The following is a 24,730-nucleotide window of genomic DNA, read 5'->3' as shown; positions in this document are numbered from 1 at the left end:
CCCAGGAGCCCTCCATGGACGACCCCCTGTACCGGCCGCCCGTCGTGCGGCAGGTCTCCGAACTCATCGGCGCCACGCCGCTGTTCGAGCTGGCCCGCACCGAGAGCGACACCCGGCTGCTGCTGAAGCTGGAACAGTTCAACCCGACCGGCACCGCCAAGATACGCATGGCCCGGCAGATGGTCATCGACGCCGAGGAACGCGGTCTGCTGCGCCCCGGCGGCCGGATCGTCGAGTCGACCTCCGGCAACACCGGGCTGGGCCTGGCCGTCGTGGCCGCCGAGCGCGGCTACACCTTCACCGCCGTCGTCGACCACCACGCCGCCGTGGACAAGCTGCGCGCGATGAAGGCACTCGGCGCGGAGCTGGTGTACGTCGCCGAGGAGGGCGACGGGGACCTGGCCACCGCCGCCCGCGAGGAGTTCGCGGAGAAGCTGGCCGCCGAGTCCGACAACGCCTACTTCACCGAGCAGCACAACAACATGGCCAACGGAGTGGGCTACCACCCGGTGGCGCGGGAACTCCACGCCGCGCTGGACGGCCGTATCGACATCCTCATCGGGGCGGTCGGCACCGGCGGCGGACTGTTCGGGACCGGGGGCCCGCTGCGGCAGACCGTGCCCGGGCTGCGGATCGTCGGCGTGGAGCCGAAGGGCTCGATCGCGTTCGGGCCGCCCGCGCACGACTACCACCAGTCGGGCACCGGCACACCCGAGGGCGCCACGATCGGCGCGATGGTCGACTACTCGCTGCTGGACGAGGGCGTGAAGGTCGGCGACATCGAGGCGTTCGCCACCGCGCGGGCCGTCGCGCGACGCACCGGACTGCTCCTCGGCGGCTCGGCGGGCGGCGTCGTGCACGCGGCCCTGACCCGGCTGTCCGTGCTGCCGCCCGGCACGACTATGGTCGCGTTGATCAACGACGGCGGGGAGAAGTACATGGACACCGTCTTCGACGACGACTGGATGGCCGCCCGTGCTCTCCTCTCCCCCCAGGTGGAGCGGGAGATCGACGAGCTGCTGACCAAGCTCCGCCGCACCCCTTCACCCGAACCCCCGCAGGAAACCGCCTGATGCCACCCGCCCTGACCCGTCTCCTCACCGACAGCCGCGCCCTGGCGACCCTCGCCGTCCCGCTCGCGCTCACCCAGCTCGCCCAGGTCGCGCTCACCACCACCGACACGATCATGATGGGCCTGCTCGGCACCGAGGCGCTGGCCGCCGGCGGTCTCGCGCTGGTCATCTTCAACCAGCTGCGGACCATGGGGGTCGGCCTGGTGACCGCCGTCGGCAACCAGGTCGCCGCGGCGGACGCGCGCACCGAGTCCCAGGGCACGGAGGGGGGCGCCGGCGCGGCGGAAGCCGCTCACGAGGAGGTCCGGGACCTGGTCCGGGCCAGCCTGCTGCTGTCCACGCTCGCGGGACTCGCGGGCGCGCTGCTGATGGTGGGGATCGGGCACGCCGTGGTCCACCTCGGCCAGGACCCGGACGTCGTCGACGCGGCGAAGCCCGTCCTGTACGCGTTGGCGCCCGGACTGCTGCCCTGCCTGTGGTTCCAGGCGATACGGCAGTTCACCGTCGGCATGCGCCGCCCGCAGGCGCTGCTGCGCATCACCATCGCCTCGATCGCCGTCAACGCCGGGCTCAACTGGGTCTTCATCCACGGCACTTGGGGCCTGCCGAAGCTGGGCCTGCCGGGCATCGGACTCGCCACGACCTCCGTGTACGTGCTGTCGTTCCTGGCGCTGTACCTCTCCGCCCGGCGCGATCCCCGGCTGGCGCCGGTGCTGTCGCTGAGCATCTGGAAGACCCGCCCGGCCACCCTGCGCCGCCTCACCGGGCTGGGCGCGCCGATCGCCGCCACCTACGGCTCCGAGGCCGGGTTCTTCTCCGTCGTCGCCCTGCTGGTGGGCAGTTTCGGCACGGCCGCGCTGGCCGCGCACACCGCCGTCAACCAGCTTGTCTACATCGTCTTCCAGATCGCCGTCGGCCTCTCCCACGCCGCGTCGCTCGGGGTCAGCCGTGAACTGGCGCTCGGCAACACGGCCGCCGCCCAGCGGCTGAAGTCCACGGCTCTGGCGTGCGCGGCCGCCGTCATGGCGGTCGTGGCGCTCCTGTACGCCGCTGTGCCGGGCCTGGTGCTGGCCCCGTTCTTCGAGGGCGAGAGCCGCACGGCCACCGACCTCGCGACGAGCCTTCTCCTGATCGCCGCGGTGATGCAGTTCTTCGACTGTGCGCAGAACATCGGCGTCGGCCTCCTGCGCGGCCTCGACGACACCAAGGGCGGCTTCCGCATCACGCTGGTCGGCTACTGGCTCGTCGGCCTCCCCGCCGCCCTGCTCCTCGGCTTCACCACGGGCTGGGACACGACAGGAATCTGGCTGGGCCTCCTCACCGGCCTCGCCACCACCGCGCTCCTCCTCCTCCGCCGCTTCAACAGGGGCGTACGCCAGCGGAACACGACGGCGGCGATGGCGGCGCCCTGAGGCCGCGACCCGTGACCGGGCGCGGTGCAAGGTGTCGTCCTTGTCAATCCTCGTGCGTCACACCGAGGTCGTGGCGCATGGCGGTTCTCATCTGCCGGAGCATGTCCCAGACCTCGTACTGCGCCCGGGCCGCGGTCTCCATCGTCTCCCCTGGTTCGGGAGCACCACGTTCGAGGCGCTTCACCTGGCCGTAGGCCTTGTTCAGGGCTTGGTTGACGGCGCTCGCCCGCATGAGGACCTCTTCGGGGGCGATCATCTGCGCCTCGGAGTAACGATCGCGATGCGCGTTCTTCGCTTCGTCGAGTACATCTCGGTCGTCGTCCTTCACGCCACCTTCTTTCATGGCGTGCAGGTGTCCGTTGAGTGCGGTGGTGAACTGCCGTGCTTCTCGGTTGAGTTGCACATAGCAGTCACGTCGCAGTGAACGGTTCTCGCGCATCTCCTCGTGGTCCCGAACGAGCTCTATCTCCCGGCGCTTCACCCGTTCGGAGCCCCGCTGGGTGAGCAGTGCCCCTCCCAAGGTTCCTGCCACGCCTGCCACCGCGATGACCACCGAGCTGAGATCCACCGACGCATCCTCGTGAGACTGTTCGGCCTCGTGCCTGCCGCACATGGCCCGGACCGCCCAGTCTGCCGCTCCGCGACGCGCCTCGGCCGTGCGCTTCTGCAGACGGTCGGTGTCGCCGTGGGCACAGACGGGCGGAGGCGGCCTGAGGTCACGCCTCCCGTGGTGTCGGGGCGGGCCGTTCCCCCGAGCCTCGGATGATGAGGCGGGTGGGGACCGTGATGGTGCGGGCTCGGGTGCGGTCGCCGTCGAGGCGGGCCAGGGCTGTGGTCGCGGCGGTTCTGCCGAGTTCCTCGGGGTTCTGGGCGACCACGGTCAGGGCCGGTTCGAGGGCGTCGGCGAGGGCCACGTCGTCGAAGGCGACGACCGCCACGTCCTTGCGTCCGGTGCGGGCGAGTTCGGTCACTATCCCCAGGGCGACGATGTTGTTGCCGGCGAACAGGGCGGTGGGCGGATCGGCCAGGCCCAGGAGTTGGGACGTGGCGACGGAGGCACCGCGCTGGTCGTGGGCGTTGGTGATCAGGGCGCGGTCGGCGGGGAGGCCCGCTTCCTGGAGGGCCGAGCGGTAGCCGGCCAGACGCTCGCGGCGGGTGTAGAGCTTGGTGGGGAGGTCACCGATGAAGCCGATGCGGCGGTGGCCGTGGGCGATCAGGTGGGCGACGCCGTCGTGGGCGCCCGTGCGGTTGGTGCTGACGACGTGGTCCGTGGCCAGGGCCGCCCCGGGGCGGTCGAGGAAGACGACGGGCAGCCCGGCGGCGCGGTGCGGCTTGAGGTGGGAGTGGTCGGCGCCGACGGACGGCACGACCATGAGGATGCTGATGCGGCGGGCCAGGAACTTGTCCGTCAGGGCGCGTTCACGACCCGGGTCGTCGGCGCTGGAACCCATCAGCAGGGTCAGGCCCCGGTCCCGGACGGTGTCCTCGATGCTGCTGGCCACGGCCCCGAAGAAGGGGTTGCCGAGGTCGGGGATGACCAGTCCGACGGTGGTGTCGGGGCCCCCGACCCGGATGTTGCGGGCCATGAGGTTCGGCTGGAAGCCCAGCTTGGCCACCGCGGCCATCACCTGTTCCCGGGTCTGGGCGGAGGCCGGTCCGTCCTCGTTGAGCACACGGGAGACGGTCTTGGCGCTGACGCCCACTTCGCGGGCGACGTCGGCCAGGGTGGGGCGGCGGTTCGCTGCCATGGTGGAACGGTCTCCCTGCGCTCGTCGGTTCCGGCCGCGGCCTTCGGCCGGAACCCGTGAGTGTCTCGAATCGTGGCGGCGTCAGTCGGCCTGGACGCCCGCGGCCTTCGCCGCCGCGGAATCCGCTACGACAGTATCCCCGGCCTCGTCGACGGTGAGCGCACCAGTCATGATGGCGACGACCTCGGCCATGGAGTAGTCGGAGGGCTTGATCACGGCGGCCCGCCTGCCGAGGCGGTGGACGTGGATCCGGTCGGCGATCTCGAAGACGTGCGGCATGTTGTGGCTGATGAGGACGACCGGCAGACCCTTGTCGCGGACCCGGCGGATGAGGTCGAGGACCTGACCGGACTCCTTCACACCGAGGGCGGCGGTGGGTTCGTCCATCACGACGACCGAGCGGGCCCAGGCCACCGAGCGGGCGACCGCGACGGCCTGGCGCTGTCCGCCGGACAGGGTCTCGACCGACTGGGTCAGCGAACGCAGACCGATCTTCAGGTCGGCCATGTGCTCGGCGGCCTCGTCGCGCATGCGCTTCTTGTCGAGCATGCGGAAGACGCTGCCGAGGACGCCGGGCCGGCGCAGTTCGCGTCCGAGGAACATGTTGGAGGCGATGTCCATGGAGGCGGCCACGGCGAGGTCCTGATAGACCGTCTCGATGCCGTGGGCGCGGGCGCTCTGCGGCCCGGAGAAGGTGATCGGCTCGCCGTTGAGCCGGATCTCGCCCGCATCGGGGGTGACCGCGCCGGTGAGGGCCTTGATCAGGCTGGTCTTGCCCGCTCCGTTGTCACCGATGACGGCGAGGACCTCACCCGGCAGCAGGTCGAAGTCGGCGCCGTCGATGGCGGTGACGTGGCCGTAGCGCTTGACCAGGCCGCGGGCCTGCAGAACGGGCGTGACGGTGCTGGTGGCGGTCATCGTGCCTTCTTCCGGGAGATCTGGTCGACGGTCACCGCGAGGATCACCAGGACGCCGGTGATCAGGGTCTGGTAGATGGAGGCGACGCCCATCAGCTGCAGACCGTTGCGGAACACACCGACGATGAGGACGCCGATGAAGGTGCCGAGCACCGAGCCGCGGCCTCCGAAGAGGCTGGTGCCGCCGAGGACCACGGCGGTGATGCTGTCGAGGTTGTCGGTCTGTCCGGCCTGCGGGTCGCCGACGCCGGTGCGGGAGATGAGCAGCAGGGCGGCGATGCCGTACAGGATGCCGGCCACGGTGTAGACGCCGATGGTGAGCCGGCCCGTGCGGATGCCGTTCAGGCGCGCCGCTTCGGGGCTGTTGCCCAGGGCGTAGACGTGACGGCCCCAGCCGGTGCTGCTCAACGCGTAGGCGAGCAGCAGGAACAGGGCGATGGTGACCAGGGAGCCGTAGGTGATGTCGGTCTTGCCGAGCGGGAAGGTCTGCCCGAGGGCCGTCAGCGGGCCGGGCAGGTTGGTGACGGTCTGCTCCTCGGAGTAGATGTGGGTCAGGGCGAACGCCACGTTGAGCATGCCGAGGGTGACGATGAACGGCGGCAACGGGATCTTCTGCACCAGCAGCCCGTTGAGCAGTCCGAAGCCGCCGCAGACGACCAGGCCCAGGGCGATGGCGGCGAGCGGGGGCAGGGAGCCCTCGGCGGCCATCTTGGCGATCATGATGCTGCCGAACGCCATCACGGCACCGCACGACAGGTCGATGCCCGCCGTGAGAATGATCAGGGTCTGTCCGATGGCGAGGGTGCCGACGACCATGACCTGCTGCACGATCAGCGAGAAGTTCCCGCCGGTGAGGAACTGGTCGGACGAGAGGGAGAAGAAGGCGCAGGCCAGGAGCAGGGCGACCAGGGGGCCGGTGGTCGGTGCCGTGAGCAGCCGGCGGGCCGGGTGCGGTGCTTTGAGCTCGGCGTACGGCGAGGACGTGCCCGGAGGTGTGGTCGTGGCAGTCATGCGAAGTCCTTGTCGGAAGACAGAGGTCGTCGCCCGCGCTGATCGGGGAGACCGGCGGACAGGAGGACGGGCGGGCGGCCGCCCCGGTCGGAGGGAGGGGCGGCCGCCCCGCTGAACGTGAGGCCCGGTGGTGCGGCCTCGGGGGCGGCTCAGCCCCAGCAGTTCTCCAGGCCGTAGACGGTGTCCTTGGAGGTGACCCCGTCCTGCGGCTTGTCGGTGATCAGGGTGACGCCCGTGTCGGTGTAACCCGACGCCTTCTTGCCGTCCTTGGCGTACGTGACGACGGCCTTGACGCCCTCGGCGGCCATCTTCAGCGGGTACTGCTGCGAGGTCGCGGCGATCTTGCCGTCCTTGACGGCCTGGGTGCCGGTGCAGCCGCCGTCGACGGAGACGATCAGGACGTCCTTCTCGCGGCCCTTGGCCTTGAGCGCGGTGTACGCGCCCAGCGCGGCCGGCTCGTTGATCGTGTAGACGACGTTGATGTCCGGCTCCTTCTGGAGGCAGTTCTCCATCGCCGTCTGGCCCTTGGCCTGGTCGCCGCCGGTGTCCTGGGCACAGGCGACGTCCTTGTCGGTGGCGCCGAAGCCCTTGAGGAATCCGTCGTGCCGCTGGACGCCGACGGAGACACCCGGTGCGAGGTCGAGGGCGGCTATCTTCGCGGTCTTGCCCTTCATGGCGGCCTTGGCGTACTCGCCGATCAGCTCGCCCGCCTTGAGGTTGTCGGTGGCGAACAGGGCGTCGACGGCGCTCTCGGGCTCGGTGGGGGTGTCCAGGGCGATCACGAGGACACCCTTGGCCTTGGCCTTCTCGATGGCGGGCACGATGGCCTTGGAGTCGCTCGGGGTGATCAGGATGCCCTTCACACCGGCGGCCACCATGTTCTCGATGGCGGTGACCTGACCGGCGTTGTCACCGTCGAACTTGCCGGCCGCCGTCATCAGCTTGACGCCCTCGGCGTCCGCGGCCTTCTCGGCACCTTCCTTCATCTTCACGAAGAACGGGTTGGTGTCGGTCTTGGTGATCAGACCGACCTTGACCTCGCCCGAACCCGAATCCGAGCCGGTGGAGGTGGAGCCCGAGCCGGATCCGCAGGCCGTCAGGGTGAGGGCCGCGACGCCCGCGACGGCGGCGGTTCTGATGAGGGAGGAGGACAGGCGAGTGGTGCGAGACATGTTCGACTCCTGTGGGATAGCGGACGGCCCGGGATCAGGTTCGGTGCGTACCGTCCGGGGTGTCATCGTTGACTTATGTCATCGTTGACACTGCCTGGCGAGGATGATGGACTCCGTCTCCCGGAAACGTCAATGCCCTGCACTCGTCACAAATCGGCAACGTAGGCGCCCGTCGCCCCCGCAGCCGTCCGGCAGGGGTGCCGGGGAGCGTCCGGTAGGCCCGTCGTTCGTCAGAGAAGAGCAGCTCATGAGCCCGCGTCAGATCACCGTTCTGGGAGAGTGCGTCGCGGACGCCTTCACCGAACCCTCCAGCGCCTCGAACGAACTCGCCCTGCGCGTCCTGCCGGGCGGCGGCCCCGCGAACACGGCCGTGGCCCTGGCCCGGCTGGGGACCCCGGCCCGTTTCCTCGCCCGGTTGTCCGGCGATGTGTTCGGCCGCCTGTTCCGGGCCCATCTGGAGGCGTCCGGGGTGGACCTGTCGAGTGCCGTCCAAGCCGCCGAACCCAGCACCCTGGCCGTGGCGGAACTGGACGCCCAGGGACAGGCCGCGTTCTCCTTCCACGCCCAGAACACGGCCGACTGGCAGTGGACGGCCGCGGAGCTGGCCCGGGTGGACCTGTCCGCCACCGCCTGTCTGCACACCGGGTCACTGGCCCTGGTACGGGAACCCGGCGCCGCGGCGGTGGAGGAATTCCTGGCGGCGGCCGCCCCCGCCGCGACCATCAGCATCGACCCCAACGTCCGCCCGCTGCTCGTGCGTCCCGAGGTCTACCGGGCCCGGCTGGCCCACTGGTGCACCCTCACCGATGTGCTGCGGCTGAGCGAGGACGACCTGGAACTGCTCCTGCCGGGCACCCCGCCCGAGCAGGCATGCGACATCTGGCACGCGGCCGGCGCCCGGCTCGTCGTGATCACGCGCGGCGCCGACGGCGTACTGGCCTCGCTCGACGGCGAGCGCGTGCGGGTGTCCGCCGTGCGGACCTCCGTCGCCGACACCGTCGGAGCGGGCGACTCCTTCACCGCCGGGCTGCTGCACCACCTCGGCACCCGCGGTCTCCTCGGCGGCCGACTCACGCGGCTCGGTCTCGACGACGTGGCGGAGGCGTGCCGCTTCGCCGTCCGGGTCGCGGCCCTGACCTGCTCGGTCGTGGGCCCCAACCCCCCGTGGGAGAGCCAGCTGGCGCAGCTCACCACGGCCGACCTCGTCTGACGTACGGCCGCGCCGACCACGCGGCGGCGCGGTCGGACGGTTGACGCACCGGCCGGAGTCACCCCATCATCGGCCCACGCGATGTCATCGTTGACATGAGTCGGCGACGACATCCGGTCGGCGTCGACGACGACGGCTCCGGGAGGACGTCGCGCCGCCCGTGACCGGCCCGCCGAACCGACCCCCGACCCCGGAGGCACCGCACCGTGAACAAGACCCTGCTCGCCGAGTTCACCGCCCGCGAGGGCACGGAGGACGAGGTCACCCGCCTGATCGTGGAGTACGCCGAGAAGGTGCGCCAGGAGGACGGCAACCTCGCCTTCGACGTCTACACCAAGGCGTCCCACCCCCGCGCCTTCTGGATCTTCGAGGTGTACCGGGACGAGGACGCCTTCCGGGCCCACATCGAGGCCCCGTACGGCGGCCCGTTCAACGCGGCGCTCACCCCGCTGATCGAGGAGGACGCCTCGGTACTGACCTTCCTCGACCCCGTGACCCCGTGATCCCGTGATCTGACGCGGCCCCTCGCTCCCGTCGGCCTGCAGCGCGACACCGCGACACCGACGGGCCCGCCCCGGACCCGAAGTCCGGGGCTGCCCGTCCGGCGTCGTCCTCAGCCGCCGCCACCGCCCGGCACCGCCTCGCGGCGAACGGTGTCCATGCGGCTCGCCGCCACGGCGGGCGGCGACGCGGCGGGCGACGACGCGGCGGGCGACGACGCGGCGGGCGACGTGAACCGCGACGGAGACACCACCGACGCGACGAGATTCTGACGCCGCGTCAGTCGCAGCAGTCGCAGCAGCACTTGCACGGATTGCAGCAGCCGCCACCGCCACCGCACCCGTCGCCCGAGCCGCCACCGGAACCGCCCGAACCGCCGGACCCATGACCGCCGCCGCCCGAACCGCCGGAGTAGCCGCCCGAGTTGCCGCCGCCCGAGCCGCCGGACCAGCCGTCGCCCCCGGAACCGTCACGGCCCGAACCGCCGCCGCGGTTGTCGTTGCCGAACGGGAACTCCCCTTCGTCCGGCCCCTCGTCGTCACAGGTGCAGCAGTTCGAGCACAGGCCGCAGGAGCGGCACAGCCTGCGCCACTGGCCGCACCGCCGGCACTCTCCCTCCCTCGGCCGACCCGACATCGCCCGAGCGCCCTGCGGGGCCGCGTCCGCGAGCACGCCCGCACCGCAGGCCGCGTCCGTGCCGGACCCCACGGCGGGTTCCGTCGCCGGACGGAGTCCCAGCCAGGGCAGCATCCGCAGGCCCCGTCCCTGCGGGCGGTGCCGGTGGTGGCGGTGGCGAGGGTCGAAAGCACGGTCGACGGCACGCTCCAGCTCGCCGCCCAGCAGCGCCCGCACCAGCCGGTCGTCCACGAACTCGGCGTCGCACAGGGCCAGTCGGATGCCACGCACCGCGTCGTCGCACAGGCGGCGCACCTCGGCGCGGTCCGCGCCGGTCACGGCGATCGGGTTCCAGGCACCGGACGCCCGGTCCGCGTCCAGGTCCTCCACCGCGTCCAGCAGATGCGCCAGCCGGCCGAAGAGACGGCCGGCCTCCGCCAGCGGTTCGGCGTTGACGGGCCGGCCGGCGAGTACCGCGGTGTGCGCGAAGGCGGCGGCTGTCGCCGTCTCCGTGGGTTCCGTGACCGTCAGCAGTGAGCCGCCGGGGCCGGTTGCCCGCTCGATCTCCGGCTGGCGGTCGACCGCGGCGAGGAGCACGGCGGTGTCGAAGCCGAGCCGTTCACCGCCCGCGGCGCCCGCACGGTCCCAGCCGTGGGCGATTCTGCGGGCCGCGAGGGTGACCGGGCGGCGCCCCAACAGGCCGTCGCCGTCGGCCACATGGTCACGTATCTTCGCCGCGGCCAGCACCAGCGACACCGTCGCCGCCAGTCGCGCGCCCTCGCCCTGGGCCACGTCCGCCGAGCGCATGCCCCGCAGCGGGCACGGGCCGGCACCCCGCCGCCAGTCGCCGGTGCGCTCCGACTGCGCCTCGGTCAGCACCGAGACGATCAGGCCGTCGTAGTTGGTGGCCACCCGCGCGAACTGGCCGTACTCCCCGCGCAGCGCCAGGCACAGGCCGCACAGATGCGCCATCCACTCGGTTCGCATGCCGTCACCCAGGCGATGCCGGCACGGTCTGATGATTCCGAACACCGAAGTTCTCCCCCGCAGATACAGCCACCCGGACACGGCCGGACACACGGCGCACGGACGTGGGCCGCCCGACCGCCCGACAGGCACGGCCACGCGTGACATCGACGCGCGGCCGACATCCTAAATGGTGGATTCCGTGCGGTGCAGGGCGGAGGCGGGGAGAACGGTCACGGCCGGGCCGAGGCGGACAGCGCGACGAGCGTGGTCACGGCGTCCCGCAGCCCGGAGGGCCGCAGCAGTTCCTCGGGGGTACGGCGGCCCCAGCCGGGCCCGCACAGCAGGACGGGCGACTGCCGGCGTGCGCCGCGGCCCCCCCACCGGGTCGCGGCGGTGTGCTGGGCCAGCGGCAGGCCGGCGGTGCGCCGCGACTGGGCCCACAGGGCGACCGCGGCCGGGCCGATGCGCCGCACGGCTCCGTCCAGCGCGTCGGCCGGGACCGCGCCACCGAGCATCAGCGCCGGTACGCGTGACTCGGCCAGCGCGGCGCTGAGGGCCTCCAGCGGCAGTGTGTGGTGCTCGTCGGGAAGGCAGGCCAGCAGGACGGGCGGGGCGTCCCCCTGCGGCTGCGGCGTGGCGGCGTACAGGTGGCGCAGCGTGGTGGAGATGTGCCAGGACAGCAGGTGCTCGACCTCCACGTACCGGTCGCCGGACGACTCCCACTTGCGGCCGACCGCCCGCAGCGTGGGAGCGATCACTTCCTCCCACGCGACGACGAGCCCGTAGGCGCGCACCACCGTCAGCAGCTGCTCCTGGACGGCGGGCGCGTCCAGCCGGACGGCGGCACGGGCCAGTCCCCGGCATTCCTGCCGTACGTCGCCCAGCGGCAGGGCGGTGGCCGCGTGGGACCCGCCGAACGCTCCGGGCCGCCCGGGCTCCTCGGGCCCGGCCGCTGACGCACCGGCGTCGCGACGCGCGGTGCCCGCCGCGACGGGCGCGTCGGCAGCGTGTCCCCGCGCCCGCCGCATGGCGGCGCGGGCGGCCTCCGCCGGAGGGATGCCGGTGGCCGTCAGCCGGCACATCTCCTGCAGCATCGCCACGTCCTCGGGCGACCAGCGGCGCTGGCGGCCCGCGGCCCGCACGGCGGGGCCCAGCCCGTAGCGGCGGTCCCAGGACCGCAGCGTGGTCGGCGACACTCCCAGCTGGCGCGCGAGGAAGCCCGTCGTCACCCCGTGCGGGAGCGGCTCGCCGACCGGGTCCGGCCCCGGCGCGGCGCGCGGGTCCGGTGCGGTCGACGGGGAGGGGCTGTGCGGCGGAGGGCCGGCGAGTCCCGGCGAGTGCTGTTCCGGCACGGGTTGCCGCCTCCTTCCGCCTGCCGCGCACCCGGGTGGTCCACGCGGCTTCACTTCCGGTGGACGTGCCCGTACGGATGCACACGAGGGCCAGCCCTCGTCACCTCCCTCAGCCGGGGAAGCGTCCCGTGGAGCGCAGGTGCCAGCGCCGCTCCGCATAGGCGAGGTCGTCGCGCCACAGCCGGCCCGCGGCGGCCCGCATCAGCGGCCGCAGCAGCGGGGCCGCCCTGCGCGCCACCGCGAACCCCGGCCGGTCCGACGCCGCCACCACGGCCTCCACCACCGCCGTCCGTGGCCGCCCCAGGTCGTCGGGGGCCAGCGGCGTCGCATGGCTCTCCACCACCGACCCCTGCCCCTCGCCGTCGGTGATGTGCATGACGACCGTGCGCGGCTCGGGCGCGGTGAACACCGCCCGCACCGGTACGACGAGCCGCCCGGCGAGCTTGAACGACACGTCGACGACGAAGGCGTCCTCCTCGCCCGCGGGTACGTCGGCGACGGTCAGGTCGACGAAGGAGTACGGGTGGAACCAGGCGCCGTGCCACGGGTCCAGCCGGTTGGCGACCACGTCCTCCGGCTCACAGGTGCCGATGCCGACGTAGACCGCCGACAGCGACGCGGCGGGGGCCGGCCGCACCGGTACGACGGGGGCGTCGAGCGGCGCCTCGCCGCCCACGTCGTCCAGGCGCACCCACACCAGCACGCCGTCGTCGTGGGCGGGCAGGGGATCCCAGCCGGCGAAGGACGATCCGGGCAGGGCGAGTCCGTGCCAGTGGCAGACGAGGGTGCCGCAGCGCACGGGGCTGTCCTTCAGCGGCGCGCCCAGATGGGGGCAGACTCCGGGACCGGCCACCAGCCGGCCGTCCGCGTCGCGCCACAGCACCACTTCCCGGCCGGCGATAGTGCGGGCCAGGGGCCGGTCCTCGCGGAGGTCCCGGGTCGCGCCGACGACGTACCAGTTGCCCGACGGGCGGGCCTGCGCGCGTTTGAGGGCGTGGGCGATGACGGCCGGGCGGGCCTCGCGCCAGGTGGGCCGCTGCCGTTCCCAGGCCACCGGCTCGCGCCGGAGGGACAGGGGGTACCGTCCACGGTGGACGGGACGTCGGGGGCTCACGCGACCTCCTCGGGCAGCGGGTTCGGTGCGGTGCTCACGCCGGCCCGCAACTGTCCGGCGGCTGGCGGCACGGCCGCCGCCGGAGGCCGTGTCCTGCGGGCCCCGGCCCGCCCTCGCAGCCGGGCCGCCGTCACGCGTACGAGCCCGTCGGCGGCGACCGCCGCACGGCGCCGCCGGGGGACCCCGGCCCGTCGGTGCAGCACCGCGTACCCGTCGTCGGCCACGGCGTCCAGGATGCCTCCGTAGAGCACGAACGCGGTACGGATGCACGGCCGGGAGACGGGGTCGAGCATGGCGAGGCCGGGAGCGGCCTCGCGGTAGACGCCGCGGGTGAGGTCCTCGAAGGCCCGCAGCGCCCGGGTGATCCGCCCGTCGTCCCGGCCGGTGCGGCGGCTCCAGGACAGCAGTTCGCGGTCCACGTCGTGCGCCGCCAGCAGGTCGGCGGGCAGGTAGACACGGCCGCGGTCGAGGTCCTCGCCCACGTCGCGCAGGAAGTTGGTCAGCTGGAAGGCGAGCCCCAGGGCGGCCGCGTGCGGGGCGGCCTCCTCGCGCGGGACCACCGTTCCCAGGATCGGCAGCATCTGCAAACCGATGACCGCGGCGGAGCCGTGCGTGTAGGCGCGCAGGGCGTCGTAGGTCGGGTAGTCGGTGACCTCCAGGTCGCTGCGCATGGACGCCATGAAGTCGCTGAAGTGCCGGTGGTCGATGGCGTACCGACGGGCGGTGTCCGCGAGGGCGAGGACGACCGGCTCGGTGCTGTCGCCGTCGCGCAGGCCCTGTTCCAGGCGCTCGTGCAGGAGGCCGAGGTCGGCCGCGCGGCGGTGTCGTGGCAGGTCCGTGTCGAGGGAGTCGACGATGTCGTCGGCCCAGCGGGCGAAGCCGTAGAGCGCGTGCACGGCGGGGCGGCGTTCCACGGGCAGCAGCCGGGTGGCGAGGAAGTAGGTCCTGCCGTGCCGGGCGTTGAGGCGGCGGCAGCACGTGTAGGCGTCGCGCAGGGCCGGCTCGGTGATGCCCGCCGCGTCGAGTTCGCGGGCGGTCATGAGGTGGGTCCTTCCGGTGCGGTCGGCGCGGTGCGCGCGCGCCGGGGTACGGGGGCCGCGTGCCGTCCGGTGATCCGGGCGGCGGCGAGCTTGCCGGACAGCAGGACGGTCGGCACGCCGACGCCCGGTGTGGTGCCGCAGCCGGCGAGTACGGCGTTCGCGGTGCCGCGCACGAGGTTGCGGGGGCGGAACGGGCCGGTCTGCGCGAAGGTGTGGGCGGCCGAGAAGGGGGTGCCCGCGGCGTGCCCCTGGGCGTGCCAGTCGGCCGGGGTGACCAGGGCCTGTTCCTCGACCGCGGCGGCGATGCCGTCGAATCCGCGCCGCTCCAGCTCCCGCAGGACGCTGTCGCGGTAGCGGGGGGCCAGGTCGCCCCAGGCGGCGGCGTCCGGTCCGATGTCGGTGTTCGGGCAGGGGGCCAGGATGTAGTGGAGGTGGTGGCCGGGCGGGGCGAGGGTCGGGTCGGTGGCGGTGGGGCGGGTGATCAGCAGCGACGGGTCGCTCATCAGGCTGCCGGTGCGGGTGAGTTCGTCGAAGGTGCGCCGCCATGCGGCCCCGAACGACAGAGTGTGGTGGGCGAGTTCGGGCCAGGTGCGGTCGGTGCCGGCGTGCAGGACGACCGCCGACGGCGCGTGCCGGATCCGCAGCGGGCGACGCGGGGTGCGTCCGAGGAGGCCGTAGACGGCGGGCAGGTCGGCGGTGAGGACCACGGCGTCGCACGGGATGCGTTCCTGTGCGGTGACCACGGCGGTGACGCGGTCGCCGGAGCGTTCCAGCCGGACGACCTCCTGCCCGAAGCGCAGGTCGGCCCCCGCCCCGGCGGCGGCGTCGGCCATGGCCTGCGGGAGCGCGTGCATGCCGCCGCGGGGGAAGTAGACACCGGCCACCGTGTCCATGTAGGCGATCACGGCGTACGCGGCGAGCGCCCGCGCCGGCGGGACCCCGGCGTACAGGGCCTGGAAGGAGAAGACGCGGCGCAGGCGTTCGTCGCGCAGGTGGCGGCCGATGCCCGCGTCCAGCCGGCCGAAGCCGCCCAGTGCGGCGAGCCGGGCGAGGTCGGGGGTGAGCAGCTGGAAGGGGGAGTCGAAGTTGGTGTCGATGAAGCGTCGCAGCTGTGCCCGGTACAGCTTCTCCAGCCAGCCGCGCAGCCGCCGGTAGCCGGCGGCCTCCTCGGCGCCCGCGAAGCGTTCGACCTCCGCCTCCATGGCGTCGGCGTCGGTGTGCACGTCGATGCCGCTGCCGTCGGCGAACAGGGCCCGGTAGGCCGGGTGCAGGGGAATCAGGTCGACCCGGTCGCGCAGGTTCTCGCCGACCGCGGCGAAGGCCTCGTCCGCCAGGTCCGGCATGGTGAGCACGGTGGGGCCGGTGTCGATGCGGTAGCCGCCGCGCACCAGGCGTCCGGCGCGCCCGCCGGGCGTCGTGTCCCGTTCGACGAGGGTGACCCGGCGGCCCGCGCCGAGCAGGTGCAGGGCGGCTGCCAGGCCGGAGAGTCCGGCACCGACGACCACGACGTGGTCCGTGCGCCCGGGAACGGTCCGGTTCACCGAGCCACCTCCTCGACGGCGCCCGGCAGCAGCGGGACCGGCAGGCCGTCCGCGGGCCCGCGCGCGGCGGAGGGAGGCGCCGGGGGCGGGCTGCCGGCGGTGGTGTGCAGCAGCTCCCGCAGGCGCAGTCGGCCCTCCGTCTCCAGCGGGGCGGAGTCCAGGTGGCGCAGGCCCTGGGCGACCAACCGGTCGATCTTCGCCTCGACGAGGTCGCGCGCGCCAGTGCGGACGAGGACGTCGACGACCTCGGCGAGCCGGCTCTCCGGCAGGTCGGCGTCGCCGAGCGACTCCCGCAGCACGGTCAGGGCATGCCGGTCGCCGGCCGCCTCGGCCCGGGCCTGGGCGACGGCGACCAGATAGGTGGGCTTGCCCGCCCGGATGTCGCCCCCGGTGGGTTTGCCGCTGTGCCGCGGGCCGCCGAAGACGTCGCCGAGGTCGTCCCGGAGCTGGAAGGCGATGCCGACGCACCGGCCCGCCGAACACAGGGCCCGGGTCCGTGCGGCGTCCGCGCCCGCCAGGGCCGCTCCGAGGGCCAGCGGACGCTCCACGGAGTACAAGGCGCTCTTGAGGCAGGCGGCGCGGATGGCGCGGGCCAGCGACCTGGAGGAGGTGGCCTGGCCCTGGATGTCCAGGTACTGCCCGGCCACCATCTCGGTGCGCATGGTGCTCCACAGTTCGCGGACGGCGCGGTCGGTTTCCGGCGTGGTGACGGTGGCCGCGACGATGTCGTCCGCCCAGGCCAGGGCCAGGTCGCCGGCGAGGATCGCGGCGGCCTCGCCGAAGCGCGCCCCGTCCGCGGGAGCCATGCCGCCGGCGTACTGCGCGGCGATGTCGGCGTGCAGGGCGAGCCGGCCGCGACGCAGCCGGGAGCCGTCCATGACGTCGTCGTGGACCAGCGCACAGGTCTGGATCAGTTCGAGCGCGGCGCCGACGCGCAGGGCGGCCTCGGTCTCGGCGGCCCCTCCCCCGCACGCGCGCAGGGCCCACCACACGAAGCGCGGCCGCATGAGCTTCCCGCCGTCCAGGGCGAACCGCGCGACGCGCTCCGCGAGGTCCGCCGCGAACACCGGGTCGAGGGCGGTGGCGCGCTCGGTACGCTCCGCCAGCAGGTTCTCCAGCACGCGGCGCACGGCCCCCGGGACGTCGGCGTCGACGGTGTGCGGTCCGCCCGCGCCGGGCGACGGATGCGGGTGCTCCTCCCGCCGGGTGCCGGATGGGGCGCTCCGGCCCCCGGCGTCGCCGCTCGCGGGCTCGCCCGGCGGCGCCGCGCGGGTCGCGGGCGGTGACGCTGCCACAGGGTGGTCCTTCGCGTCGCTGGGGCCCATCACGGTTCCTTCCGTCGCCGACACAGCGGTACCTGCCTCAACGCCTTCCGCGGCAGGGGCGCCCGCGGATGCGCCGGAGGAGTGAAAAGGTGCGGTCCGTGCGGGGCCCGAGGGCCATTTGTGCGACGAGGTCGCGACGAGGTCTCCCCGTTCCTACGCAAAGCGCTGCACAGGCGATGCAAGTTGTGGCCCCTTCTCTTGTTCTCGCAGGGTGGAGGAGTCGTCGGAGCCGAGCGACGCGCGCCCGACGCGGACGGCACGGGTGCCCCCGGAGGCCCGCCCGTCACCCCCGCGGGGTGCCACGGACACATCCCGCACCGCACAAGGAGCAGACACCATGAGTGCACAGCAGACCGCCGAGGAGACCCACGACGGCGTCGCGCTCCGGGCCCCGGCGGAGGACTCCCTGGAGCGGGAGGAACTGGCCACCGGGTTCGTCGCCGGGGACGAGGGGTGCCTGACCGCCGCCTACCACCGGTGGGGCGCGCTCGTGTACACCCTGGCCCGGCGCTCCCTCGGCGACGCCCGGGAGGCCGAGGACGTCCGGCAGTCGGTGTTCCTCGCCGCCTGGCGGGGACGTGCCGGCTACGCCCCCGAGCGCGGCGCCCTGGGGGCCTGGCTCGTCGGCATCACCCGGCGCAAGATCGCCGACGCCCTGACGGCCCGGACGCGGCAGGCCGAACTCGTGGCCGCGGCCGGAACACGCATGGCTGAGGCCCCCGTGAACCGCGACACGCTGCCCGACGCCGTGCTCGACCGGGTTCTGATCGGCCGCGAGTTCGCCAGGATTCCGGCCCCGCAGCGCCGAGTGCTCACCCTCGCCTTCTACGACGACCTGACGCAGGCCCAGATCGCCGAGGTCACCGGCTGGCCGCTGGGCACCGTCAAGAGCCACGCCCGGCGCGGACTGCAGCGCCTGGGCCGCAGCCTCCGGGAGGGCGGCGCCGACGATCACCCGGCGTAATACGCTCCACGATCGGTGCGAGATGAACGGCATGGGCCTGGCCAGGCTTACGGACCAACGCCCCCGACTCGAAAACCCGGTGCGGGCCGCTTCCCCGGGGCACACGCAGACCATGCGCCCCGCACTCCCGGTCCCCCGCACACCCTCCACCCGGCCGAGAATCCGGCCGACAATCCGGTCGAGCCTGCATCCGCCCCGGCCCCCGGCGCGGAAAGCTGACAAGAGGCCGACGGCCGCACGCGTTCCGCCGGTGCGGCCGGACAGGGAGGGAGCCGCAGGTGCTGAAGGCTGACGTGGCCATCGTGGGCGCGGGAGCGGCCGGACTCTCCCTCGCCCACCGGCTGTCCCGCGGCACTCCCGGCGACCGCCGCCTCTCGGTCCTGCTGATGGACGCCCCGCCGGGACCGTTGCGCCCCCCGGTCCGTACGTGGTGCTTCTGGGAGGAGGGACCGGGCCCGTACGACGCCGCCCTCAGCGCCGTCTGGCGGCGGCTGCGGGTGCGCACACCCGAAGGGCGGCTCCTGGACCGGGACATCGCGCCCCTGACGTACAAGATGATCCGCTCCGACGACTTCGAGGATCTCGTCGGCCGCGACCTGGCCCGCAGCGACGAGGTCCGCCGTGTCGAAGCGGCGGTCGAGACGGTGGACGGTGTCACCGGGGGCGCCGAGATCCGGGCCCGTACCGGCGAGGGCGCTCCCGTGACGGTACGCGCCCGCTGGGTCTTCGACTCCCGGCCGCTGGGGAGTCTGCCCGCCGCCCGCACCACCCTGCTGCAGCACTTCCACGGCTGGTACGTCCGCGCCGAGCGGCCCGTGTTCGACCGCGGCACGGTGGAGTTCATGGACTTCCGGGTCATGCAGCCGCCCGGCGGGCTCGCCTTCGGCTACGTCCTGCCCACCGACAGCCGCCGCGCACTCGTGGAGTACACCGAGTTCTCCCGTGCCGTGCTCTCCCCCGACGCGTACGACACCGCGCTGCGCCGCTACACCGATCAGGTGCTGCGACTCGGGGACTTCACGGTCGTCTCCACCGAGACCGGGATGATCCCCATGACCGACGCGCGCTTCCACCGCCGGTCGGGGCCCTCGGTGTTCCGCATCGGCGCGGCCGGCGGCGCCACCCGGCCGTCCACGGGCTACACCTTCTCCGCGATCCAGCGCCAGACACGGGCGGTCGCCGCCGCGCTGCGTGCCGGCCGACACCCGCTGCCGCCCCCCGCCCACCCGGCGCGCTCCCGCGCGATGGACGCCGTACTGCTCAGAGCCCTGGACAGCGGCCGGGTCGACGGCGCCGCCTTCTTCTCACGACTGTTCGCGCGTGTGCCGGCGGAGCGGCTGCTGCGCTTCCTGGACGGCGAGACCCGCCTCCGCGAGGATCTCGCGCTCGGGATCCGCACGCCCGTCCTGCCGATGCTGCGCTCCGCCGCGGAGCTGTCCTGGCTGCCCCGCAGGCCCGCCCCACAGGCCGACCCCGGCAGAGCGTTCCCGCGCGGTGGTCCCGGCCACCCGTGAACGGCACGCCGCCCTTACCCACCGCCCGATCCCGTCCGCCCTCCCGCCCGACCTTCGTGCACCAGCCGAGGAGACACCGCATGACCCTGCTCCGCGACGAGGACCTGGCCGCCGCGTTCGACCATGCCTCGCGCAGCTACGACACACTGGTGGCCGCCAACCCCGGCTACCACGCGCATCTGCGCCGCTCGGCGCGCCGTCTCGGTCTGCCGCGGCCCGGCACCGGCCTGCGCGTGCTGGACCTCGGCTGCGGCACGGGTGCGTCCACCGCCGCGCTCAGCGCCGTGCTCCCCGGTGCCGAGATCACCGCCGTGGACGCCTCGGCGGGCATGCTGGAGCGGGCGGCCCGCAAACCCTGGCGCGAGGGGGTGCGTTTCGTGCGCGCGCCCGCCGAACGTCTGGTGGACGCGGGTGCGGAGGGGCCGTTCGACGCGGTGTTCGCGGCCTATCTCTTCCGGAACGTCGCCGACCCCGACGCCGTCCTGTCGACGGTGCGCGAGGTCCTGGCACCCCAAGGGCGCCTGGCGGTGCACGAGTACACCCTCAGCGGCCGGGCCACCCACCGGGCGGTGTGGACGGGGGTGTGCCGCGGCATGGTGCTGCCCGTCGCCGCTCTCCTCGGCGACGGAGACCTGTACCGCCATCTGTGGCGCAGCGTCGTGGACTTCGACACCGCGGAGGTCTTCGCCGACCGGGTCCGCGCCCATGGCTTCGACACCGTGCGGGTGCTGCCTCTGCCCGGATGGCAGACGGGCATCACGCACACGATCGTCGCCCGCCGGCCGGCCGGCGCCGAGGACGGCCGATGAGGACCGCCCTGAGCACCGGCGCGACGAGGCACGGCAGGGACAGGCGGGCCCGCAGGCTGGACGCCGTACCGGGCGCCCCGCGCTTCACGGGGGCCCGTGCCCCGTCCGTCGGCGTCGTCGGGGGCGGCATCGCCGGACTGGCTGCCGCGACGGCCCTGGCCGAACGCGGCACGCGGGTCACGCTGTACGAACGGGAAGCAGACCTCGGCGGGCGCCTGGCCGGGTGGTCCACCGTCCTGTCGGACGGCACGACCGTCACCATGAGCCGCGGCTTCCACGCGTTCTTCCGCCAGTACTACAACCTGCGTGGTCTGCTACGGCGCACCGACCCCGGTCTCGCCCGTCTGAAAGGGCTGCCCGACTACCCGTTGCGGCACGCAGACGGACTCCACGACAGTTTCCGGCACGTCCCGCGCACGCCGCCGTGGAGCGCGCTGGGCTTCGTCGCCCTCAGTCCCTCCTTCGGCCTGCGGGACCTGATCCGTATGAACCCGGTCGCCGCGCTGCCCCTGTTGGACGTCCGGGTCCCGGCTGCTTACGAACGTCTCGACGACGTCAGTGCCCGCGATCTCCTGAAAGCGATCCGCTTCCCCGAGGCCGCGCAGCACCTCGCCTTCGAGGTGTTCTCCCGCAGCTTCTTCGCCGACCCCCGTGAGCTGTCCGCGGCCGAGATGGTCCTCATGTTCCACATCTACTTCCTCGGCTCGTCGGAGGGGCTGCTGTTCGACGTGCCCGACGAGCCCTTCCCCACCGCCCTGTGGGACCCCCTCGCCGGCTATCTGCGCGGCCACGGCGCCGGCCTGCGCACCGGGACCCCGGTCGAGACGGTCGAGCCCACGGCCGGCGGCGGCTTCGTCGTCACCGCCGACGGGGAGGAGCGGTTCCACGACGCCGTCGTCCTGGCCCTGGACACGGCCGGCCTCCGCTCGCTGGCCGGACGCTCCCCGCGCCTGGCCGACGCGGCGTGGCGCGCGCGGGTGGCGAGCCTGCGGAACGCGCCGCCGTTCCTGGTCTCCCGCCTGTGGCTGGACCGGCCCGTCGCCGCCGACCGTCCCGGTTTCCTGGGCACCAGCGGCTACGGCACGCTCGACAACGTCAGCGTCCTGGAGCGCTGGGAGGGCGAGGCGGCGCGCTGGGCCGCCCGCACCGGCGGCTCGGTCGTGGAACTGCACGCCTACGCCCTGTCCGACCGCTCACCCCGTGACGTCGAACAGAAACGTCTGCTGGAGCAGTTGCACCGCGTCTACCCGGAGACGCGTGAGGCGACCGTGCTGGACGAACGGCACGAGTGGCGGGCCGACTGCCCGTTGTTCCCGGTCGGCGAGTACCACGACCGGCCCACCGTCCGCACCAGCGATCCCGGGCTGGTGGTGGCCGGGGACCTGGTCCGCACCGGCCTCCCGGTCGCCCTCATGGAGCGCGCGGCCACGAGCGGATTCCTCGCCGCCAACGCGCTGCTCGAACGGTGGGGGGTCAGGGGCCAGACCCTGTGGACCGTGCCCGACCGGGGCCGTGGTCCGCTGCTCCGCGGCCTCGCGCGACTCGAACGCCGCACGACGTAGGCGCGATCCCCGGCAGCACGAAGGGCAGGTCAGGGGGCGGCCCCCGCATGGGTGGCCGTCCCGTGGGCACCCGCACGGAACGGTGCCGGTGGGGCCCCTGTGGTCCTGCCGCGACGCCGGTCACGTGCCGCACGCGAAAGGGGCTGGCCGACCATGACACGCCCGCACGAAGAGGCTGACGGGCCCGACGGGTCGCATCGGCGTCCGGAGGGCCTCAGCGACGCCACGGTCGAGGCGCTCGGTTCGTTGTCCAAGGCCCTGGAGACCACCGAGCGTGCCCGGGGGCACCTGTTCTCCTTCCACCAGCTGACCGGAACGGCGGACCTGGAGCTGGACCGGGCCACGTCCCTCCTCCGCGAGGCGGGGCACCACGAGTGGGCGCGCCGCGTCGAGACGGAGGTCCTGGGACGCAACGTCATTCCGGGCCACTGGACGTTCCAGATCGTCGAGGCCTACGACCGGACGTACTACCAGGCGTTCAAGGACCTGGAGCGCGAAGCGGTGGACCGCCTCGCCGCGGGACGCGACCACCTGTACGAGGCGGAGATGAAGGAGTCCCGCCGCACCCACGGCCACCCGGACCACACCTACGCCCCCGACAGCCCGGACACCCGCCGCCCGACCGCACCTTTCGACCGGCGCGGGTGATGCCGCTCCGGCCGGCCCGACGCGGGCGCCCGCGTTCCTGGCACCGCCTCAGGGCGTGTGTCCCTCACGGCAGGGCCACGGCGCTGTAGTCGTCGGCGCACGAGTAGGTGAAGCTGCTGCCCGGTGTGCCGGAGGCGAAGTCCATGACGCCGTAGTGGAAGTGGTTCAGGGTCGTGTCGCTGCGGTCCAGTCGGACGTCCCTCGGGCGCTCCGGTGTACCGCTGCGGTTCAGACACGATGTCCGGGGGTTCCGCAGCGTGGAGTCTCCGGCCGACGCGAAGACCAGTTGCAGACCGGCGGACGTGCGGTCCGCGGTGAGGACGACGGCGAAGAACTCGTCGCTGTAGCGGGAGATGCCGATACGGGGCACCGTCGCGGTGCCCAGTTCGGCGTCCGTGTAGTCGCCCTGGCAGGAGTAGCGCAGCGCGTATGTGCCGGACACGATCAGCGGGAAGGTGAGCGTCCCGTCGAAGGCTCCGGGCCGCGCGGTCTCGGCGTCCCACGCGGTCGGACGCACCGTGAACGTCCCGTCCGCTCCCCGCACCACCAGACAGCTGGTGTCCGCCGCGCGCAGATCGGCCTCGCCCCGTGCCCGCAGTGAGACGGCCAGCTGATGGCCGTCCGCCTTCACGCGGGTGACCGTGGCCGCGTACACGGGGTCCCGGTAGCGGGACACCCCCCACGCACCCGCGGTGAACGTCGGCGGCCGGGGTGGTGCCGCCGACGGTGCCCGGACCTGCTCCGCCGGGGTGCCCGCTCGCGTGCTGTCGCTCCCGGGCCGCGAGGTCCCGCCGGACGGCTTCGCGTCACCGAACGGTTCGGCCGAGGCAGAGGCCGAGGCCGTGACGGTCGCGGTCGGCGCGGCGGCCGCTCCCCCGCCCCCTCCCCCGTCGCCCTGCCGGGCCAGCGACACACCCGCCACGACGAGCAGGCTCGCCCCCAGCACCAGGGCCACGGTGAGAGCGAGCCTCCTGCCGGGGACCGAGACGGGCGCGGGACCTCGCAGAGGGTCGATCGGGCTGGTGGGAGCATGCGCGGCCGCGGGGCCCGCGAAGGTGACGTGCGCGGTCGCCGTCGGCTGCTGGTGCGTGCGTGCGGACCGCGGATCGAGTGCGGTCGGCGGGTGGGTGACGGCCAGCAGGCCCTCCGAACTCCGGCGCACCGACCGGGCGACGGAGTCCGGGAGCCACCGGTAGGTGCCATGGCCGTCCGGGCGCGGCAGCGCCGTCAGCATGGCGGGGACCTCGGCCGGCGACGGACGGCCGGCCGGGTCCCGGGTCAGGCATTTCCGTACGATCGTCCGCAGGTCGGGCGGCAGGGAGGCCGGCGAGAGGGCGCGCCCGTCGACGGAGTCGGCGGCGAGCGGGGTGCCCTGCGCGGAGAGCACGGGCTCGCCCGCCGCCTGCGCGAGCACGACGCCGAGGGAGAACATGTCGCTCCCCGGACCGACCCGTTGGGCGAGCAACTGCTCCGGGGAGGCGTAGACGACACTGCCGACGAACTGGCCCGTCGCGGTCAGCCCGACCTGCCCCACGGACCGGGCGACCCCGAAGTCGACCAGGCGGGGCCCGGTCTCCGCGAGGATGATGTTGGACGGTTTCACATCGCGATGCACGATCCCGGCGGCATGGATCGCCGTCAGCGCCTCCGCCAGGCTGGCCGCCAGGACACGCACACTGCTGTCGGGTAACCGCCCGTGCGTGGCCAGGACGTCCGCCAGGTTCGGGCCGTGGACCAGCTCCGTCGCCAGCCAGGGCACGTCCGCCTCGGCGTCGAAGTCCACGAGCTGCGCGGTGTGCGGACTGCGGACCGCGCGCGCGACCGCGATCTCACGGGCGAAGCGCTCGCGGTATCCGGGTTCCGCCGAGAGTTCGGCCCGGATCGTCTTGAGCGCCACGAGCAGACCGCCGCCTCTCCGGCGGGCGAGGTAGACGCTGCCCATGCCGCCCGCGCCCAGACGGCCCATCAGCTCGTACGGGCCGACGTGCCCAGGGTCCCTGCCATGCCGAAGCGGCTCCACCACGCTGCACCCTCACCCGTCCGTCGATGCCCCGGAGACAGCCACGCCGTCTGCCGGGAGCCATGACCGGGGGTCGGGGCGGGGCCACGGACGCGGCACGGCCGGAAGACCCGCGCCCCCGTGCCGCGCCGGCTCCGATCACCGGGAGCCGAGAACCGTGAGCCGAGGTGACATTCTGACCAGCCGTCCACCGACCGCCACAGGGCGCGCGGC

The 24,730-nt window shown here is 73.6% G+C and carries 21 protein-coding genes; 9 read left to right on the top strand and 12 right to left on the bottom strand.

The genetic code is table 11. From position 1 onward, the window contains the following. Window positions 1-14: 14 nt before the first annotated feature. Window positions 15-1,073 (top strand): cysteine synthase family protein, encoded by a 1,059-nt coding sequence (locus ACFU5F_RS14305; protein ID WP_383886664.1) that lies wholly within the window; start codon window positions 15-17, stop codon window positions 1,071-1,073. Then, complete coding sequence (locus ACFU5F_RS14300) at window positions 1,073-2,485, top strand: MATE family efflux transporter (RefSeq protein WP_383886662.1); 1,413 nt, start codon at window positions 1,073-1,075, stop codon at window positions 2,483-2,485. Before ACFU5F_RS14305 ends, ACFU5F_RS14300 begins: the two co-directional genes overlap by 1 nt. A 43-nt stretch (window positions 2,486-2,528) precedes the next feature. Here the strand turns inward: ACFU5F_RS14300 and ACFU5F_RS14295 are convergent, their stop codons facing one another. The 5 genes from ACFU5F_RS14295 to ACFU5F_RS14275 form a co-directional block, all read right to left on the bottom strand. After that, window positions 2,529-3,053: a hypothetical protein gene (locus ACFU5F_RS14295; RefSeq protein WP_383886660.1), complete on the bottom strand. Its 525-nt coding sequence runs from the start codon at window positions 3,051-3,053 to the stop codon at window positions 2,529-2,531. A gap of 148 nt (window positions 3,054-3,201) precedes the next feature. After that, the gene (locus tag ACFU5F_RS14290; RefSeq protein WP_383886658.1) at window positions 3,202-4,233 is read right to left on the bottom strand and encodes a LacI family DNA-binding transcriptional regulator; all 1,032 of its coding nucleotides are present in this window, start codon (window positions 4,231-4,233) and stop codon (window positions 3,202-3,204) included. A gap of 81 nt (window positions 4,234-4,314) precedes the next feature. Continuing rightward, a complete protein-coding gene (locus tag ACFU5F_RS14285; RefSeq protein WP_059078042.1) occupies window positions 4,315-5,151 on the bottom strand; it encodes an ATP-binding cassette domain-containing protein in 837 nt (278 codons plus the stop codon). Continuing rightward, the gene (locus tag ACFU5F_RS14280; protein ID WP_383886655.1) at window positions 5,148-6,161 is read right to left on the bottom strand and encodes an ABC transporter permease; all 1,014 of its coding nucleotides are present in this window, start codon (window positions 6,159-6,161) and stop codon (window positions 5,148-5,150) included. Before ACFU5F_RS14280 ends, ACFU5F_RS14285 begins: the two co-directional genes overlap by 4 nt. A gap of 149 nt (window positions 6,162-6,310) precedes the next feature. Further along, on the bottom strand, window positions 6,311-7,333 hold the full coding sequence (locus tag ACFU5F_RS14275; protein WP_383886653.1) for a sugar ABC transporter substrate-binding protein: 1,023 nt from the start codon (window positions 7,331-7,333) through the stop codon (window positions 6,311-6,313). 247 nt (window positions 7,334-7,580) lie between these two features. Here ACFU5F_RS14275 and ACFU5F_RS14270 point away from each other — a divergent pair, with 247 nt between their 5' ends. Together ACFU5F_RS14270 and ACFU5F_RS14265 are read left to right on the top strand one after the other, a co-directional pair. Further along, a complete protein-coding gene (locus ACFU5F_RS14270) occupies window positions 7,581-8,543 on the top strand; it encodes a carbohydrate kinase (protein ID WP_383886651.1) in 963 nt (320 codons plus the stop codon). A gap of 206 nt (window positions 8,544-8,749) precedes the next feature. Further along, a complete protein-coding gene (locus ACFU5F_RS14265; RefSeq protein WP_383886649.1) occupies window positions 8,750-9,046 on the top strand; it encodes a putative quinol monooxygenase in 297 nt (98 codons plus the stop codon). A 277-nt stretch (window positions 9,047-9,323) separates the two neighbouring features. Here ACFU5F_RS14265 and ACFU5F_RS14260 read toward each other — a convergent pair whose 3' ends face one another. The 6 genes from ACFU5F_RS14260 to ACFU5F_RS14235 form a co-directional block, all read right to left on the bottom strand. Further along, on the bottom strand, window positions 9,324-10,691 hold the full coding sequence (locus ACFU5F_RS14260) for a DUF5685 family protein (RefSeq protein WP_383886647.1): 1,368 nt from the start codon (window positions 10,689-10,691) through the stop codon (window positions 9,324-9,326). A gap of 167 nt (window positions 10,692-10,858) precedes the next feature. Further along, complete coding sequence (locus ACFU5F_RS14255; protein WP_383886751.1) at window positions 10,859-11,857, bottom strand: MerR family transcriptional regulator; 999 nt, start codon at window positions 11,855-11,857, stop codon at window positions 10,859-10,861. Between the two features lie 232 nt (window positions 11,858-12,089). Then, window positions 12,090-13,094, bottom strand: coding sequence for a DUF5914 domain-containing protein (locus ACFU5F_RS14250; protein ID WP_383886645.1), 1,005 nt, complete (start codon window positions 13,092-13,094; stop codon window positions 12,090-12,092). Then, a complete protein-coding gene (locus ACFU5F_RS14245) occupies window positions 13,091-14,134 on the bottom strand; it encodes a phytoene/squalene synthase family protein (protein WP_383886643.1) in 1,044 nt (347 codons plus the stop codon). Before ACFU5F_RS14245 ends, ACFU5F_RS14250 begins: the two co-directional genes overlap by 4 nt. Then, a complete protein-coding gene (gene crtI / locus ACFU5F_RS14240; RefSeq protein WP_383886641.1) occupies window positions 14,131-15,675 on the bottom strand; it encodes a phytoene desaturase family protein in 1,545 nt (514 codons plus the stop codon). Before crtI ends, ACFU5F_RS14245 begins: the two co-directional genes overlap by 4 nt. Further along, window positions 15,672-17,000, bottom strand: coding sequence for a polyprenyl synthetase family protein (locus ACFU5F_RS14235; protein ID WP_383886639.1), 1,329 nt, complete (start codon window positions 16,998-17,000; stop codon window positions 15,672-15,674). The genes crtI and ACFU5F_RS14235 overlap by 4 nt, the downstream gene beginning before the upstream one ends. A gap of 337 nt (window positions 17,001-17,337) precedes the next feature. Between ACFU5F_RS14235 and ACFU5F_RS14230 the strand changes: the two genes are divergently transcribed. From ACFU5F_RS14230 to ACFU5F_RS14210, 5 genes are all read left to right on the top strand, one after another. Next, the gene (locus ACFU5F_RS14230; RefSeq protein ID WP_383886637.1) at window positions 17,338-17,964 is read left to right on the top strand and encodes a sigma-70 family RNA polymerase sigma factor; all 627 of its coding nucleotides are present in this window, start codon (window positions 17,338-17,340) and stop codon (window positions 17,962-17,964) included. Window positions 17,965-18,242: 278 nt separating this feature from the next. After that, on the top strand, window positions 18,243-19,478 hold the full coding sequence (locus tag ACFU5F_RS14225) for a lycopene cyclase family protein (protein WP_383886635.1): 1,236 nt from the start codon (window positions 18,243-18,245) through the stop codon (window positions 19,476-19,478). A gap of 80 nt (window positions 19,479-19,558) precedes the next feature. Further along, window positions 19,559-20,287, top strand: a complete 729-nt coding sequence (locus tag ACFU5F_RS14220; RefSeq protein ID WP_383886633.1) for a class I SAM-dependent methyltransferase — start codon at window positions 19,559-19,561, stop codon at window positions 20,285-20,287. Then, entirely contained in the window at window positions 20,284-21,849 is a 1,566-nt protein-coding gene (locus ACFU5F_RS14215) for an FAD-dependent oxidoreductase (protein WP_383886631.1), read from the top strand. The genes ACFU5F_RS14220 and ACFU5F_RS14215 overlap by 4 nt, the downstream gene beginning before the upstream one ends. 153 nt (window positions 21,850-22,002) lie before the next feature. Beyond that, window positions 22,003-22,497: a hypothetical protein gene (locus ACFU5F_RS14210; protein WP_383886629.1), complete on the top strand. Its 495-nt coding sequence runs from the start codon at window positions 22,003-22,005 to the stop codon at window positions 22,495-22,497. 64 nt (window positions 22,498-22,561) lie between these two features. Here ACFU5F_RS14210 and ACFU5F_RS14205 read toward each other — a convergent pair whose 3' ends face one another. After that, window positions 22,562-24,520, bottom strand: coding sequence for a serine/threonine-protein kinase (locus ACFU5F_RS14205; RefSeq protein WP_383886627.1), 1,959 nt, complete (start codon window positions 24,518-24,520; stop codon window positions 22,562-22,564). Window positions 24,521-24,730: the final 210 nt, after the last annotated feature.

The sequence above is a fragment of the Streptomyces sp. NPDC057438 genome, from assembly GCF_042802995.1.
GTDB lineage: Bacteria > Actinomycetota > Actinomycetes > Streptomycetales > Streptomycetaceae > Streptomyces.
The sequence above is the reverse complement of the archived record's forward strand: the minus strand, read 5'-3'. Positions and strand labels throughout refer to the sequence as shown.